Raw genomic sequence first — 13,184 nt, forward strand, 5'->3', positions numbered from 1 at the left:
CTTCTTAACACTTCCAGTACCGTATCAATATCGTAAGGGGTATGATCGGCATTCACCTGAAAACGAATCTCCTCATCTCCACGGGGAACCACAGGGAAATTCAGTCCGGTAGCAAGTATGCCATTTTCAATCAGGAAGTTGACCAGTTCTTTGGTTTTTTTGGTATCTCTGACCATTAAGGGAACAATGGGATGGTCACTTTCAATTATTTCATAACCCAGTTCCTTCAGTCCTTCTTCAAATCGCCTGGTCATCCTTTGGAGATGTTCTAAAATAGCTTGACCTTCCTCACTTTCTATTATTTCCAGCGAATGATAAGCCTCTGCTGCCTCAGCCGGGGAAATGGGATTTGAGTAGATGTAAAGCGGTGCATTTTCTCGCAGATAGGTAATGACAGTCTGACTGGAGGTGGCATAGCCTCCATTTACTCCAAAGGCCTTGCCTAAGGTACCAATCAGGATATCAACACCATCAGCTTTAGTATATTCTTCTGTGCCCCTACCTGTTGCTCCAAAACAGCCTACCCCGTGAGAATCGTCTACTACCACTACTACCCCTTCAGCAAAGTGCTTTTGAAATCTTTGGGAAAGCTCTGAAATCCTATCCAAGAGGGCATAGTCTCCTCTCATGCTGAAAATACCATCGGTTAAAATAACAATACGCTTTCCCTTGCCGATACTCTTTTTTAGTTGTTCTTCTAATTCTCCCATATCAAGATGACGGTAGATGGCCTTATCGGCCGGTCTGGATAGGCGAATGGCATTAATAATACAGTTGTGGTTTAACTCATCACTAATTACTATGGTCTCTCCCGTAATCAAGGGAGTTAGGACACCTAGTACTGTAGTATAGGCTGAACTAAAAATAATGGCATCATCTCTTTTATGGAAATTAGCTAACTTCTGCTCTAATTTTCGATGAGCCTGAAAGGTACCGCTGATGAAACGTACTGCTCCCGGTCCTGTACCAAACTGAAGAGTAGCCTCTTTCCCAGGTGAAATCATCTCTTTGCGCAATGATAAGCCGAGGTAGGAATTAGAATTCATACGGATATAGGGCTTACCTTCTCTACCCTTTAAAAAGTAACGGGGTCCTTCTTCCCCTTTTGCTTTTCTAATATCAGTAATAATCATCTCTCTGCCTTTTAAGCGACCTTCTTGTTCTAAGTTTTGCAGGGATTCCTGAAGTGCTTTTTCTAATCTTTCTAAACACATAAGAGGCATCCTCCTTTATAAAATCTATTTTTTATTTAATTTCACCTTTAGTTTTGCAATCATATCTTTAGTCATCTTGGGCAGATCATAATCCGGCTGCCAATCCCATTCCTTCCGTGCCACCTGGTCATCCATGCTATTAGGCCAGGAATCGGCGATGGCCTGTCTTACCGGATCTATCTGATAGCTTATCTGGAATTTTGGAATCCATCTCTTGATTTCCTCAGCCAGTTCTCTGGGAGAAAAACTCATCGCAGTAACATTATATCCGTTGCGATGTACCAGTCGACTGCTTTCTGTTTCCATAAGCTGAATCGCCGCCTTTATGGCATCAGGCATATACATCATATCTAAATAGGTATCTTCTCTTAAAAAGCAGCTATAATGTTGCTGGGTAAGGGCTTGGTAAAATATCTCCACTGCATAATCAGTGGTTCCCCCGCCTGGGAGTGTTTCATAGGAGATTAGACCAGGGTAACGAACTCCACGCACATCAAGATTATATTTCTGATAATAGTAAGTACAGAGCAATTCACCGGTTAATTTGGTGATGCCATAGATGGTGGAAGGCCGTTGAATGGTATCCTGCGGTGTCTTATCTTTGGGAGTGCTGTCACCAAATACCCCGATGGAGCTGGGGAAAAAGACGGCACATTGATAGGATTTCGCTAAATCAAGGACATTAATCAAACCCTGAAGATTGACTTCCCAGGCTAATTTGGGATTCTGTTCGGAAGTGGCAGAAAGTAAGGCTGGCAGGTGGTAAATGGTATCAATGTGGTATTTCTGGAGAAGGGCAGTGAGTGCTTTGGTATCAAGACAATCTGCTGTTTCAAAAGGACCTGAGTCTGTTAATTTATCAGAGGATGGTTTTTTGACATGGCCTCCAGCAACTACATTGGCTGAACCGTATCTATCTCGCAAAGCCAATGTCAGCTCAGAACCAATCTGCCCAGTAGCACCAATCACCAGAATGTTTTTCATTTGGGTTCCTCCCTTTGATTTTTTTGAGAAGAAAAAATATCTTAAACTATTAAATTATTATACTGGATAACCGTCATAGAGATTAATCTTAATTGTTTCTATGAAGTGGATGGCATGCTCCTGCAGTATCTGTTGGCATCTTTCTCCATCTCTTGCCTCCAGGGCTTTAATCAGGCTTTCTATCTCCTGAGGAATTTGTAAAGAGTAACTTTCCGATTTTTCAGCCAGATACCATAGACGTCCCAATCTATTTCTGAGTTTCTCCAGACTATCTGCCAGTACTTCATTTCCGGTAGACTTGTTTAGTAAATCATGGAATTGAGCATCAAGTTGAATAATTTTCTTTCTGCTCTTTTCCTTTTTTATCTTTTCTGCCAGAATCATCATTTCAGCAATCTCTTCCTGTTTTGCCCTTTTTACGGCCAGTTTTCCCACCATTCCCAGTAAAAATAATCTCACTTCGAAAACATCCTTTAACTCCTGAAAACTTAAATCACTAACATAAGCACCATTATTGGGAATAATACTAATCAATTTTTCCTCTTCCAATCGAATTAGCGCTTCTCTAATAGGAATAGCGCTCACTCCGAATTCTTTAGAAAGATCTTTGATATTAAGCATCTGGCGGGGTTTATAGTCAAAGAAGACAATTCTTCTTTTCAACTCATTAAAGAGATCGCTTCCTTTCATTCTTTTGATATCCTTCATATATTGTAAATATATTGTTCATATTTTTATTATATATCTTTTTCAAATAAAAATCAATTAATATATAAGGGGACGGTTCTTTTGTGTTCTTAGAAGTTTTATGAATTATCCTAATGATACATCCAGGATCATCATGATGGTAAATCCAATCATTACTCCCATAGTCGCCAGATCGGAATTGCCCTTTTGCTGTGACTCAGGTATCAACTCCTCTACCACTACAAATATCATAGCTCCCGCAGCAAAGGCAAGGGCATAAGGAAGAATAGAGCGAGAAATTAAGACGGCTGAAACCCCAATCATACAGAAAATTGGTTCTACAATGCCAGAAAGTTGGCCGTACCAGAAGCTTTTTCGAGCAGACATACCTTCTCTTCTTAAAGGCATAGAGATAGCCATGCCTTCCGGAAAATTCTGTATTCCAATACCAGTTGCTAGCGCGATAGCACCACTAAGAGTAGAGGCTGGTAAGCCAGCAGCCACCGCTCCGAAAGCTACTCCTACTGCCAACCCCTCTGGGATGTTGTGCAAGGTTACAGCGAGAATAAGCAAAGTACTCCTCTGCCAGGTTGTAGAGACTCCTTCAGCTTCTTTCATTGATAAACCAAGATGTAGGTGTGGTAATACTGCATCAATCACCCGTAGAAAAATACCACCCAGAAGAAAACCAATGGCAGCTGGAACCCAACCGGGAAAAGGTCCTTCTTCACCCATAGCAATTGCCGGCGCCAGGAGAGACCAGTAGCTTGCCGCTATCATCACACCAGCAGCAAATCCTAACATAGCATCCAATAATTTTCTATTCACCTCCCTGGTTAAGAAGACTGCCCCAGCACCAAGTGCAGTCATACCCCAGGTAAATATTCCAGCCAGAAACGCCTGGGCAATCGGATGTAAAAGAGAGAATGCATTAAGCATATTAATATTTTTCCCCTATATTTTAATGTTTGATTTATTAGTGAAACCATAACAATAAAATACTAGCGCCCAACTCCACAGCCAATATCAAAAAAGGTATCTGGGCTAATTAAATTTTTTCTTTGGCTATTAATTGATAGGTTTCATTGATCCTGTTCACATTTTTAACAAACTCTTCCCACTCGTCCTTTTTAAATACGCAATTTGAAGCTACATCAACCGAATAAATTATAAGATCTACATCTTCGATATTACAAAATGCTTCCATACTTAGAAATTCGCCAATTTTGGTTCTTTCTAAAAGTATCTTACGCATCATAAGGCCTCCTTTAAAAAAAGATAGTAAGGGAGGTTTCCCTGAAATCCCTCTATCTATCTATTAGTATATTTAGTTATCATGTTTTGCGCCGTGCGTATTGCATGACATTTGCTAATACCATACTTTTATATGATAGATAATAAAATAGTAAATTATTCTTTATAATCTTTATAATAATTATAACAGATAATTTAGTGCATTGGTTTTCTGCTATTTTAAATCCAATTCCAACTGGATATCCAATTTCATAAGAAAAAATTGTGAATTTTATTTACCTATAAAAATCAGTTTCCTTCCCTTCTCCCTTTTCTAATTGAGCGATAAACATACCAGTAAAAATTGCTATTCCTCCTATTAATCCAAAAACACCGACAGTTTCTCCTAAAATCAGGTGAGAAAATAAGGCTCCAAAGACAGGTTCCGTAGAAAAAATAATGGCAATTTTAGTCGGACTGGAATAACGTTGGAAACGATTCTGTAAATAAAAAGCGAGAGCAGTAGCAAATAATCCGGTAACCATAATTGCCCATAGTACCGACTGATGGTATGAAAAATGGAGTGCTTCTCGTTCAAATAAAAAGGACATAAAAAAAGACATAAAACAAACGGTAACCAATTGTATGAAAACCAGCTGAATATAATCATATTTTTTGGTATAAATATCTACAGCAATAATATAGAGAGCAAATCCTACTGCCCCCAGGAAAACAAGTGAATCACCTGTATTGATATAATAAAGTGTCCCATTAGAATTCATTAACCAGAGACCGAGCATGGCTAGAATCACTCCAATTATGGAGTTAAGTTGGATTTTTTCCCTGCTCCAGAAAAAAGCAAAAATAGGAACCAGAACTACTGAAATTCCAGTAATAAAGGCAGTTTTAGTAGCAGTAGTAAATTGGGTTCCAACTGTCTGCCCAAAATAACCAATAAAAAGAAATAACCCTACCAGAAATCCCTTTTTAACAGTCTGCAGTCTAATTTTTCTTAATTGATTATAAAAAATTAAAAAAATTACTGAAAAAGCCAGAAAAAAGCGATAGGTCAAAAAGGTGAAGGGAGGGATTGTCAAAAGTATGTTTTTGATTAGAGGGAAGGTATAGCCCCAGATAATTACTACTCCCAATAGTGTTATTTCTGCTTTGAATCTACTATTTGTTCTATTCATGTTTTTTTCAACCTATTTCTTTCCTCTTATTTGTATAATTAATTTTAATATTTAATTTTATTATTTATTGCTGCAACCAACCATTTTTTAATCCACACTGCTCAAAGATAACCTTTGCCTTTTGATATTCTTTTCTGCTAATACCACAAGAGAGTTGGGGATAATTCATAGCTTTAAAGGTAGGAAAATATTGAGACATCAAGCTAATATAAATTTCTTGGGATATATTTTTAGCAATCCATGGTAATATCTGGTCAGTGCCAGCCAGATTATTTGGTAAGACCAAATGACGAATTATCAATCCGGAAACAGCAACTCCATTCTGGTCTACTTTTAAATTGCCCACCTGTCGATACATCTCACGCAAGGCGTCTTTAAGTACGGAAACGTAATTCTTTGCTCTGGAATACTTCCAGGCAATAAAGTTATCAGCATACTTAGCATCCGGAAGATAAATATCTATAATTCCCTCTAATAACTTTAAAGTAGTCAGGGATTCATAACCACTGCTATTATATACTATTGGTATAGAAAGACCTCTTTTTCTGGATTTCCCTATCGCTGCTATAATCTGTGGTACAAAATGAGTTGGTGTTACCAGATTAATATTATGACATCCCTTTTTTTGTAAATCAAGCATAATACTGGATAATTGGTATATAGAAATTGGATTACCATTACCCAGCTGACTAATGGGATAATTCTGACAAAATATACAACGTAGTGTACAATTAGTAAAAAAGATGGTCCCCGAACCATTAATTCTGGAAATAGGCGGTTCCTCCCCGAAATGAACATTATGGCTGGACACCATTACCTGTGCAGTTGAACGACACAATCCTTTCTCACCAGCAATACGGTTTACACCACAATGATGCGGACAAATTCGGCAGGATTGCAGAATCTGATAAGCATCTTTAATTCGTCTTCGAAATTGAACTTCACTAATATTAAGATAAGATGGGTATTTTCTCATTTTTGATCTTTATTAAATTATCTTTGTAATATCTATAGTATCGCAATTTTCTATTGATTTTGATACTACAAATAATTTAATACTTCAGTTAAAGAATCCAATTGCATATACTGATTAGAAATTGGTTTTTCTTCTTCAAACTTCCAGGTACTGGCAGGAATCAGTATACAGTTTAATCCTAATTGCAATCCAGGATTCAGGTCAGACCTGATACTGTTGCCAATAATCCAGGTTTCTTCTTTCCTTAAATTATGTTCCTGTAAAATCTGTAGATATTCATTGGCTGTTTTATAATTTAAGACATATATGGCCTTAAAATAAGTCTTTAAACCAGAACGCATAATTTTTTGATGCTGTATTTCCGGATCTCCAAGAGTTGCCAGAATTAAGGTATATCGATTTTTGAGATTATTTAATACTAAATCAACTCCTTCTACTGGTTCCGGAGTCTGCTGAAAAACATTCCAGCCAATACTGGCAATTTCTTTTTCTATTTGAGTATTAATTTTCTTACCGAACTTATGGCAAAAATAATGATAAGTCTTCACCAGGCTTAAAGGATACCTTTCTTTGGCAAAACCCTGCTCGGCAATATGCCCTATATCAATTTCATCAAGTTTTTCCAAGGCTTCCTTGCTAGAAAATTTCAATCTGGACATAATCTTGGAAAATTCAGATCTAGCGCAGTTGTAAATTTTGGAAGTCTTGATCAGAGTATCATCGAGATCAAAGATAATAGTATTAATCTTATTATTCCTCCTCATTCTCATTTTGTTAAAGTGAATTTATTATCATATTACCAAAGGATATTTTTTATTATAGCCTGATTTATCATTTCTGGTAAAATTTTTTATTACTTGTAAAACAAATAAATATGATATAATTTTTAATGAAGATAACCTAGAGAAAAAGAAATATAAGGAAAAGAGGAGAAATATGGCAAAAAGTGATACACTTCTTAATAAGAAGAAAAATGGGAAAAAGGTAAAATCTATGTGGCGAGAACTTATTGAAACAGTGGTAAGTGCCGGCATAATCGCCTTTATTATCATAACCTTCATAGGACAGGTTACTGTGGTAAAAGGCGCTTCTATGGAAGATACTTTATTCAACCGGGAAAGACTAATTTGTAATAAGATTGTCTACAGGGTAGCCGAACCTAAGCATGGTGATATAGTAATTTTTAAACCTCCCATTGACCAGAATCACAATTACATTAAAAGGATAATTGCTGTAGGAGAAGATAAAGTAAAAATAGTTGAGGGAATTGTCTATCTCAATGGAGAGAGATTGGAAGAGGATTATATCATACATCGTTCCTTGGAAACAATGCCGGAAATTACGATTCCCGAAAATTCCTATTTCGTACTTGGTGATAACCGGATAAACAGCAGTGATAGTCGTTTCTGGGGCTTTGTCCCGCGAAAAAACATAATAGGTAGGGCTTCTGTAGTTTTTTGGCCTATTACCAAGGCTCGTATGCCTTGAATGAAGAAGGAATAGATAAGAAAAATAAAATATTTTAGAATATGTAAATAATTTGAAAGTAGGATTTATGAAAAAAATTAATAAGTGGATTTGGATTTTCCTTTTATTCTTACTTGTTACACAATTTATCTTCTCTGTTACTTTAATAGCATCAGAGAAAGATCTTATAGCAGAAGCATTATACTATTTGGAACAACAAAATTATAAAATGGCTGCAGATATATTGGAAAAAACATTGACCTTGATATGGAACAAAGCGCCCCTGGAATTAAATAACCTTTGTTTTACCAAAGAAGAAGCAACTGGATTTGGATTTTATCTTAGGAGAGATGATAATCATTTTAAACCAGGAGAAGACTTCTTTATCTACTCTGAACCAAAAAATTATACCATAAAGGAAATAGATGAAGGACTCTACGAAATATATTTTAAAGAAGACCTTTATTTTTTGGATATGGAAGGAAACATTCTTGGAGAGCAAAAGGATTTTCTAGAATACCATATAATCTCTCATGCTCCCAATAAAGAATTATTTATTAACAATGTTATCACTCAGAATGAACCTTTTCCTCCTGGAGATTATCAATTCCTGCTGATAGTTAAAGATGTTGCCAGTCAAAAAACAGTAGAAAAAACAATTAATTTTGTAATTGACTAAAGATGAAGTTAAGTTATAACAAGCTTCAACCCAGGGAGCAAGTTTATTAGCTAAAATAGCAGAGTAATTACTCAGCGATAAATATTCGGCATAGCCATCATCATAACTAGAACAGAGGCTAGGCTATGCCTTTTTTAAAGACAAAGCCTCTGTTGCTTAAAAATCTATTGGTTTACTTCTCTATGATATACTTCCTGGGCAGCAATAATTCCATGTTCAGGTAAGGCATATCCCTGGCTCTTTAATATATTCTCCAGTGCAGATAGAAAAAGCATAACATTATCCTTAGAACAAGAGTAACCCATAAGCCCTATACGCCAGGCTTTTCCCTTGAATTTTCCCAGTCCTCCACCAATTTCAATTCCATATTCATTGAGTAGTGCTTTTCTTACTGTAATATCATCAATTCCCTCTGGAATATAGAGTGCATTTAACTCCGGTAAGCGATAGGCAGCAGGAGCTACCATCTTTAATCCCATCCCCTCCAAACCTGCTACCAGCGCCCTGGAATGCAAACTATGCCTGCGGAATCTTTGCTCTAATCCCTCTTCTAAAACCAGGCGCAAAGCTTCCCGTAAGGCATAAATCATGTTAATGGGGGCAGTATGATGGTAAAATCTTTCTTTGCCCCAGTAACTCTGGAGCATTTGAATATCCAGATACCAGCTTTTGATGGGACTTGTTCTCTGAGTAATAGACTGAAGGGCATTTTCACTGAAAGAAACCGGTGCCAATCCCGGCGGGCAACTTAGACATTTTTGGGTACCGCTATATATGGCATCAACCTGCCACTTATCAGTTTCTACTGGTATACCGGCTAAAGAAGTTACTGCATCCACCACAAAGAGAGCACCTGCCTCTTTTGTTAATCGAGAGATTTCTTCCAGAGGCTGTCTTACCCCGGTTGAAGTTTCGGCATGAACGATTGCTAACAATTTAACCTTACCACTGTCAGTCAGGGCTTTTTGAACTTGCTCTGGTTTTATAACACTACCCCATTCTGCCTGTATAATAACAGGTTCAGCTCCACATCGCTTTACAATATCAGACATTCTCTCTCCAAATAAGCCGCTAATACAGACTACTGCTTTATCCCCTGGTTCCAGAAGGTTCACCAGGCAAGCTTCCATTCCAGCACTACCGGTTCCAGATAGAGCAATAGTCATTTCATTTGCAGTCTGAAATACCTCTTTAAGCATTGCTCTAGTTTCATTCATAATCTCCAGGAAATCCGGATCCAGATGACCTACCAGAGGTGTAGCCATTGCCTTTAATACACGGGGATGAACGTCACTGGGACCGGGTCCTAATAGAACTCTTTTTCTAGGATTTAAATCAGTATAATTTTTCATTTATTAATCCTCCTCCTGATTCATTTTAGGATATAGTAATGGTATTTAGTAAACTGTTAATTTGGTTCTTAGTGTAAATTAGTTTAACTATAAACTTCAAGGTCCTTGCGAGCACTACTTAGGTAGTGCGTGGCAATCTCATACCTGAATTCCCCTATAAAAGTTATGCTGTAAAAATTTAGTTATATTTTATGTTTATAGGATCCTGAGGAATCATAAGCTTAGATAGGAACTGTCCTTAGGATAGTCAAGGCTAATCAAAAAATTGTTTCATAGTAGGATAAAAATCTTTTTCCTCTTCAATAACAGTAACACCTTTTTGTCGAGCAATATTTTTCTGTTCTTCCGTACAGTAACCCCAGCCAGCCAGAAAGACATTAACTCCTAAAATCTGTGTTTCTTCTAGATAACTTAACTGGTCATCGACAAAGTAGATATCCTCAAAATTGACCTTATACTGTGCTACAATAGCCTTCATATGATCGGATTTATTCTTACCGTAGTTCTTATCAAAAATATCCTTCAGGGACATAGGAAATCCAAGATAATCCTGATGGAAAGCAGGGTGAATTGCCTTGCCTAAATTAGAGGTGGCAATAACAACCTTTACTCCCTCCTCTAATAATTGCTTAATTACTGCCACCACCTCCTCATAGACTGGAGATAGGGAAAACCATTTAGTAAAATCTTTCTTTTGCCATTTTTCTTTTTCCTGAAAGAATAATTCATGAAAGAAATGATAATCTAAGTCCATTTCATTGCGAATTTTGATAAATTCTTCCTGGCTTCTTACTTCTATTTGTTCTTCAATAATCTTAGTCATAACCAAAAAATCACAGGACAGCTCCACATAAGCACGCAGTTGTCTGTATTTTTCCATTTCCCGATGGTATTTCTTTTTCATAAGTTCCCAATTATCAAAAGTAAATAATTGACCACCAAAACTTTTTTTCACTTCCGCTCCAAAATGACGGCAATAAGCATTATGACTGACAAACAATGATTTAAGAGCACTATCACTAATTACTCCGTCAAAATCAACTGCTAATATCTTCATTGACACCCTCTGGAAAATGAAATTTGAGTATTATTTTATACCATAATTACTTATAAGGAATTAAACAAAGAAATTTTAATACATGCTCTCCTGCATTTTTGAAGCCATGTTGGGCACCGGGATTTACAAATACCACACTATCTTTTTTAATGAGATAAGTTTTGTCCTCTATCTTGACCTCTCCTTCCCCTTCCAGAATAAATACTTCATGCTCCCAATCGTGAGCATGATAAGGCGTATACCCCCCGGATTGAACCTCAAATAGCCTCATAGCAAAATTTCTGGCATCATCTTTCTCAGAAATGAGCCATCTCACCTTAACATTTTTTGCTTCTCCAGCTTCTACCTCTTCCAAAGGCACCTCATGGTAATCTATCACCTTCATCTAATTTTCCCCCTTACTGCTTTATAATTCTCGCTTATTAACATCTTTTTTCATATATTCCTTTACCATGGAATAGAAATCTTCCTCAAACTCAATAATTGGGATTCCCTCCAGTACAGCCTTTTCCTTTTGTTGAAGAGTAGCATAACTCCAACCGGCTAAAAAAACATGTATACCAAGCCCACGGGTTTGCTCCAAGTGCGTTAACTGATCATCAACAAAGTAAATTTCATCGCATTGTACTCCATAATATTTGTTAATATATTTCATCTGATTTGACTTGTCTTCACCCATACTTACATCAAGTATATCTTCCTCTTTTATGGGTATATTGTAGTAGTTGGGATGAAAAGCCCTGGCGATATACTCCCGACGATTGGAGGTGGCAACCACTACCTTTACCCCTTCCTGAACAAAATGATTAATCCCTCGCACAACTTCCTGGTAAGCTGGTTCCAGTTTAAGCCATCCTTCAAAACTTTTCTCCTGTAATCTTTTTCTCTCTTGATAAAATAGTTGGTGAAACTTCTGAAACTCAAATTGTACAGTATTCCGATAGTAATCAAATTCCTGCTGATTTCGTAAATACCTTTTCTCTTCCAACAATTTTTGAATCAATCCATAGTCCGTTGCGCCTCTGATAAAAGGTCTTAAAGAACGGTAATATTGAATCTCCTGGTCATATTTTTTTTGGATTTTAGTCCAGTTTTGAAAGGTAAATCTTTCTCCACCAAAGACTTTTTTATTAGAACTTCCCACCAACTCTAAATAGGCATTATGACTGATAAAAAGGGAATCTAGAACACTATCAACAATCACCCCATCATAATCAATAGCTAATAGTGGCATGAAAACTTCCTTCTTAATTTATATCTGGTAATCAAGATAAATAATCTTCTCTTAAGGGGTAAAAAATATCTAATGCCTGGGTATCCTCCTCCAGGGCATATACCTCATGTTCAACATCAGGTGGAATAATTGCTCCCTGCCCTGCCTTTATTATCTGACTCTTCTCTCCGGAAACCATTCTCACTGAACCTTTTAGAATATAAGTGATTTGTTCATGGGGATGGTGGTGGCCGGGTATCACAGGGTCATCAGGGCCAAAATCAAACAAGGTCATCATTACATGGTCGTGTGCTACTGCTCTTAATTGCGAACTTTTTAATATTAGCTTTACTTTTAAATCATCCTTGCTAAAAAACTTTATTTCTTCCATTTTTTTCCTCCTTAAATTTCTTGATTTATAGATCTATAATTAAGGTATTAAGTTACAATACGAAAACTTAAAACAACATCGCAAATAAAAATAATATAAAACCTGAAATTTGAGATGAATAAGAAATAATTTCAGTGAATCTTACTCATCTTTTTACCTTTCTTTGTTAAGGAATAACCTAAAACCAGTTCCACCGCTTCTTGTTGGAAGGAAAAAGCAAGGGGTGGCATTTTCTCAATGTCAAAAAAGTCAGCACTTTCAGCATCATCACCAGCTTGCAAATTACCTCCGGTAATACTTACCTCATAAGTTATAATTATAACATGCCCGTATAAATTACTTTCAAGATTAAATATCTTAATAAATCTCTTTACTATCCCCTTCAAACCAGTTTCTTCTTGTAACTCCCTTAAAGCAGCTTGAATAGCTGATTCTCCATCATCAATAAATCCTCCGGGCAATGCCCAGAAACCTTTCTTGGGCTCTTCTTTTCTTTTCACTAACAATATGTGACCTCTTTCATTTCTAGCTACCGCAGCTACACTAGGAATGGGATTATCATAATAAATGGTATCACAATTCTGACAATACATCCGCTGTCTTCCCTGAATTATTGCACTCTTTAATTGATAACCGCACTTGGTACAATATTTTATATCAACCTGTTTCATCCTATTCTCCTCTACCCTTTATTTTCTCCTTATACAATCGATAAGCTTTTTTTGTCAAATTTGCCCC

At 36.8% G+C, this 13,184-nt stretch carries 16 protein-coding genes; 2 read left to right on the top strand and 14 right to left on the bottom strand.

Annotated features, from left to right (window positions below; all coding sequences use genetic code 11):
- The 8 genes from PHD84_09305 to PHD84_09340 all read right to left on the bottom strand — a co-directional run.
- The coding region (locus PHD84_09305) for an aminotransferase class I/II-fold pyridoxal phosphate-dependent enzyme (protein MDD5637992.1) at positions 1-1,214 on the bottom strand (1,214 nt) is incomplete at its 3' end.
- A 24-nt stretch (positions 1,215-1,238) separates the two neighbouring features.
- Positions 1,239-2,198: an L-threonine 3-dehydrogenase gene (locus tag PHD84_09310; protein MDD5637993.1), complete on the bottom strand. Its 960-nt coding sequence runs from the start codon at positions 2,196-2,198 to the stop codon at positions 1,239-1,241.
- 57 nt (positions 2,199-2,255) lie between these two features.
- Complete coding sequence (locus PHD84_09315; GenBank protein ID MDD5637994.1) at positions 2,256-2,888, bottom strand: GntR family transcriptional regulator; 633 nt, start codon at positions 2,886-2,888, stop codon at positions 2,256-2,258.
- A gap of 123 nt (positions 2,889-3,011) precedes the next feature.
- On the bottom strand, positions 3,012-3,824 hold the full coding sequence (locus tag PHD84_09320; protein ID MDD5637995.1) for a ZIP family metal transporter: 813 nt from the start codon (positions 3,822-3,824) through the stop codon (positions 3,012-3,014).
- A 109-nt stretch (positions 3,825-3,933) separates the two neighbouring features.
- Positions 3,934-4,143, bottom strand: a complete 210-nt coding sequence (locus tag PHD84_09325; GenBank protein MDD5637996.1) for a hypothetical protein — start codon at positions 4,141-4,143, stop codon at positions 3,934-3,936.
- Positions 4,144-4,414: 271 nt separating this feature from the next.
- Positions 4,415-5,311 (bottom strand): DMT family transporter, encoded by an 897-nt coding sequence (locus PHD84_09330; protein MDD5637997.1) that lies wholly within the window; start codon positions 5,309-5,311, stop codon positions 4,415-4,417.
- A gap of 64 nt (positions 5,312-5,375) precedes the next feature.
- Entirely contained in the window at positions 5,376-6,287 is a 912-nt protein-coding gene (locus PHD84_09335; GenBank protein MDD5637998.1) for a radical SAM protein, read from the bottom strand.
- A gap of 65 nt (positions 6,288-6,352) precedes the next feature.
- Positions 6,353-7,051, bottom strand: coding sequence for an HAD family hydrolase (locus tag PHD84_09340; protein ID MDD5637999.1), 699 nt, complete (start codon positions 7,049-7,051; stop codon positions 6,353-6,355).
- A gap of 172 nt (positions 7,052-7,223) precedes the next feature.
- Here PHD84_09340 and lepB point away from each other — a divergent pair, with 172 nt between their 5' ends.
- Together lepB and PHD84_09350 are read left to right on the top strand one after the other, a co-directional pair.
- Entirely contained in the window at positions 7,224-7,775 is a 552-nt protein-coding gene (lepB, locus tag PHD84_09345) for a signal peptidase I (protein MDD5638000.1), read from the top strand.
- Between the two features lie 67 nt (positions 7,776-7,842).
- Positions 7,843-8,433: a hypothetical protein gene (locus tag PHD84_09350; protein ID MDD5638001.1), complete on the top strand. Its 591-nt coding sequence runs from the start codon at positions 7,843-7,845 to the stop codon at positions 8,431-8,433.
- Positions 8,434-8,597: 164 nt separating this feature from the next.
- Here PHD84_09350 and PHD84_09355 read toward each other — a convergent pair whose 3' ends face one another.
- The 6 genes from PHD84_09355 to PHD84_09380 all read right to left on the bottom strand — a co-directional run bounded on the left by PHD84_09355 (position 8,598) and on the right by PHD84_09380 (position 13,117).
- The gene (locus PHD84_09355) at positions 8,598-9,785 is read right to left on the bottom strand and encodes an alanine--glyoxylate aminotransferase family protein (protein ID MDD5638002.1); all 1,188 of its coding nucleotides are present in this window, start codon (positions 9,783-9,785) and stop codon (positions 8,598-8,600) included.
- A 253-nt stretch (positions 9,786-10,038) separates the two neighbouring features.
- The gene (locus PHD84_09360) at positions 10,039-10,842 is read right to left on the bottom strand and encodes an HAD family hydrolase (protein MDD5638003.1); all 804 of its coding nucleotides are present in this window, start codon (positions 10,840-10,842) and stop codon (positions 10,039-10,041) included.
- A 46-nt stretch (positions 10,843-10,888) separates the two neighbouring features.
- Entirely contained in the window at positions 10,889-11,227 is a 339-nt protein-coding gene (locus PHD84_09365) for a cupin domain-containing protein (GenBank protein MDD5638004.1), read from the bottom strand.
- 21 nt (positions 11,228-11,248) lie between these two features.
- Complete coding sequence (locus tag PHD84_09370) at positions 11,249-12,076, bottom strand: hypothetical protein (GenBank protein MDD5638005.1); 828 nt, start codon at positions 12,074-12,076, stop codon at positions 11,249-11,251.
- 31 nt (positions 12,077-12,107) lie between these two features.
- Positions 12,108-12,446, bottom strand: coding sequence for a cupin domain-containing protein (locus PHD84_09375; GenBank protein MDD5638006.1), 339 nt, complete (start codon positions 12,444-12,446; stop codon positions 12,108-12,110).
- Between the two features lie 131 nt (positions 12,447-12,577).
- Complete coding sequence (locus PHD84_09380) at positions 12,578-13,117, bottom strand: NUDIX hydrolase (protein MDD5638007.1); 540 nt, start codon at positions 13,115-13,117, stop codon at positions 12,578-12,580.
- Positions 13,118-13,184: the final 67 nt, after the last annotated feature.

This window comes from Atribacterota bacterium, assembly GCA_028717805.1.
Taxonomy (GTDB): Bacteria; Atribacterota; Phoenicimicrobiia; order Phoenicimicrobiales; family Stramentimicrobiaceae; genus Stramentimicrobium.

Bases quoted from the DNA above. Each gene is read 5' to 3' on its own strand.
- PHD84_09325 (MDD5637996.1), bottom strand. From the start codon at position 4,143: ATGATGCGTAAGATACTTTTAGAAAGAACCAAAATTGGCGAATTTCTA.
- PHD84_09330 (MDD5637997.1), bottom strand. From the start codon at position 5,311: ATGAATAGAACAAATAGTAGATTCAAAGCAGAAATAACACTATTGGGA.
- PHD84_09335 (MDD5637998.1), bottom strand. From the start codon at position 6,287: ATGAGAAAATACCCATCTTATCTTAATATTAGTGAAGTTCAATTTCGA.
- PHD84_09380 (MDD5638007.1), bottom strand. From the start codon at position 13,117: ATGAAACAGGTTGATATAAAATATTGTACCAAGTGCGGTTATCAATTA.
- PHD84_09315 (MDD5637994.1), bottom strand. From the start codon at position 2,888: ATGAAAGGAAGCGATCTCTTTAATGAGTTGAAAAGAAGAATTGTCTTC.
- lepB (MDD5638000.1), top strand. From the start codon at position 7,224: ATGGCAAAAAGTGATACACTTCTTAATAAGAAGAAAAATGGGAAAAAG.
- PHD84_09360 (MDD5638003.1), bottom strand. From the start codon at position 10,842: ATGAAGATATTAGCAGTTGATTTTGACGGAGTAATTAGTGATAGTGCT.
- PHD84_09340 (MDD5637999.1), bottom strand. From the start codon at position 7,051: ATGAGGAGGAATAATAAGATTAATACTATTATCTTTGATCTCGATGAT.
- PHD84_09365 (MDD5638004.1), bottom strand. From the start codon at position 11,227: ATGAAGGTGATAGATTACCATGAGGTGCCTTTGGAAGAGGTAGAAGCT.
- PHD84_09310 (MDD5637993.1), bottom strand. From the start codon at position 2,198: ATGAAAAACATTCTGGTGATTGGTGCTACTGGGCAGATTGGTTCTGAG.
- PHD84_09370 (MDD5638005.1), bottom strand. From the start codon at position 12,076: ATGCCACTATTAGCTATTGATTATGATGGGGTGATTGTTGATAGTGTT.
- PHD84_09320 (MDD5637995.1), bottom strand. From the start codon at position 3,824: ATGCTTAATGCATTCTCTCTTTTACATCCGATTGCCCAGGCGTTTCTG.
- PHD84_09375 (MDD5638006.1), bottom strand. From the start codon at position 12,446: ATGGAAGAAATAAAGTTTTTTAGCAAGGATGATTTAAAAGTAAAGCTA.
- PHD84_09355 (MDD5638002.1), bottom strand. From the start codon at position 9,785: ATGAAAAATTATACTGATTTAAATCCTAGAAAAAGAGTTCTATTAGGA.
- PHD84_09350 (MDD5638001.1), top strand. From the start codon at position 7,843: ATGAAAAAAATTAATAAGTGGATTTGGATTTTCCTTTTATTCTTACTT.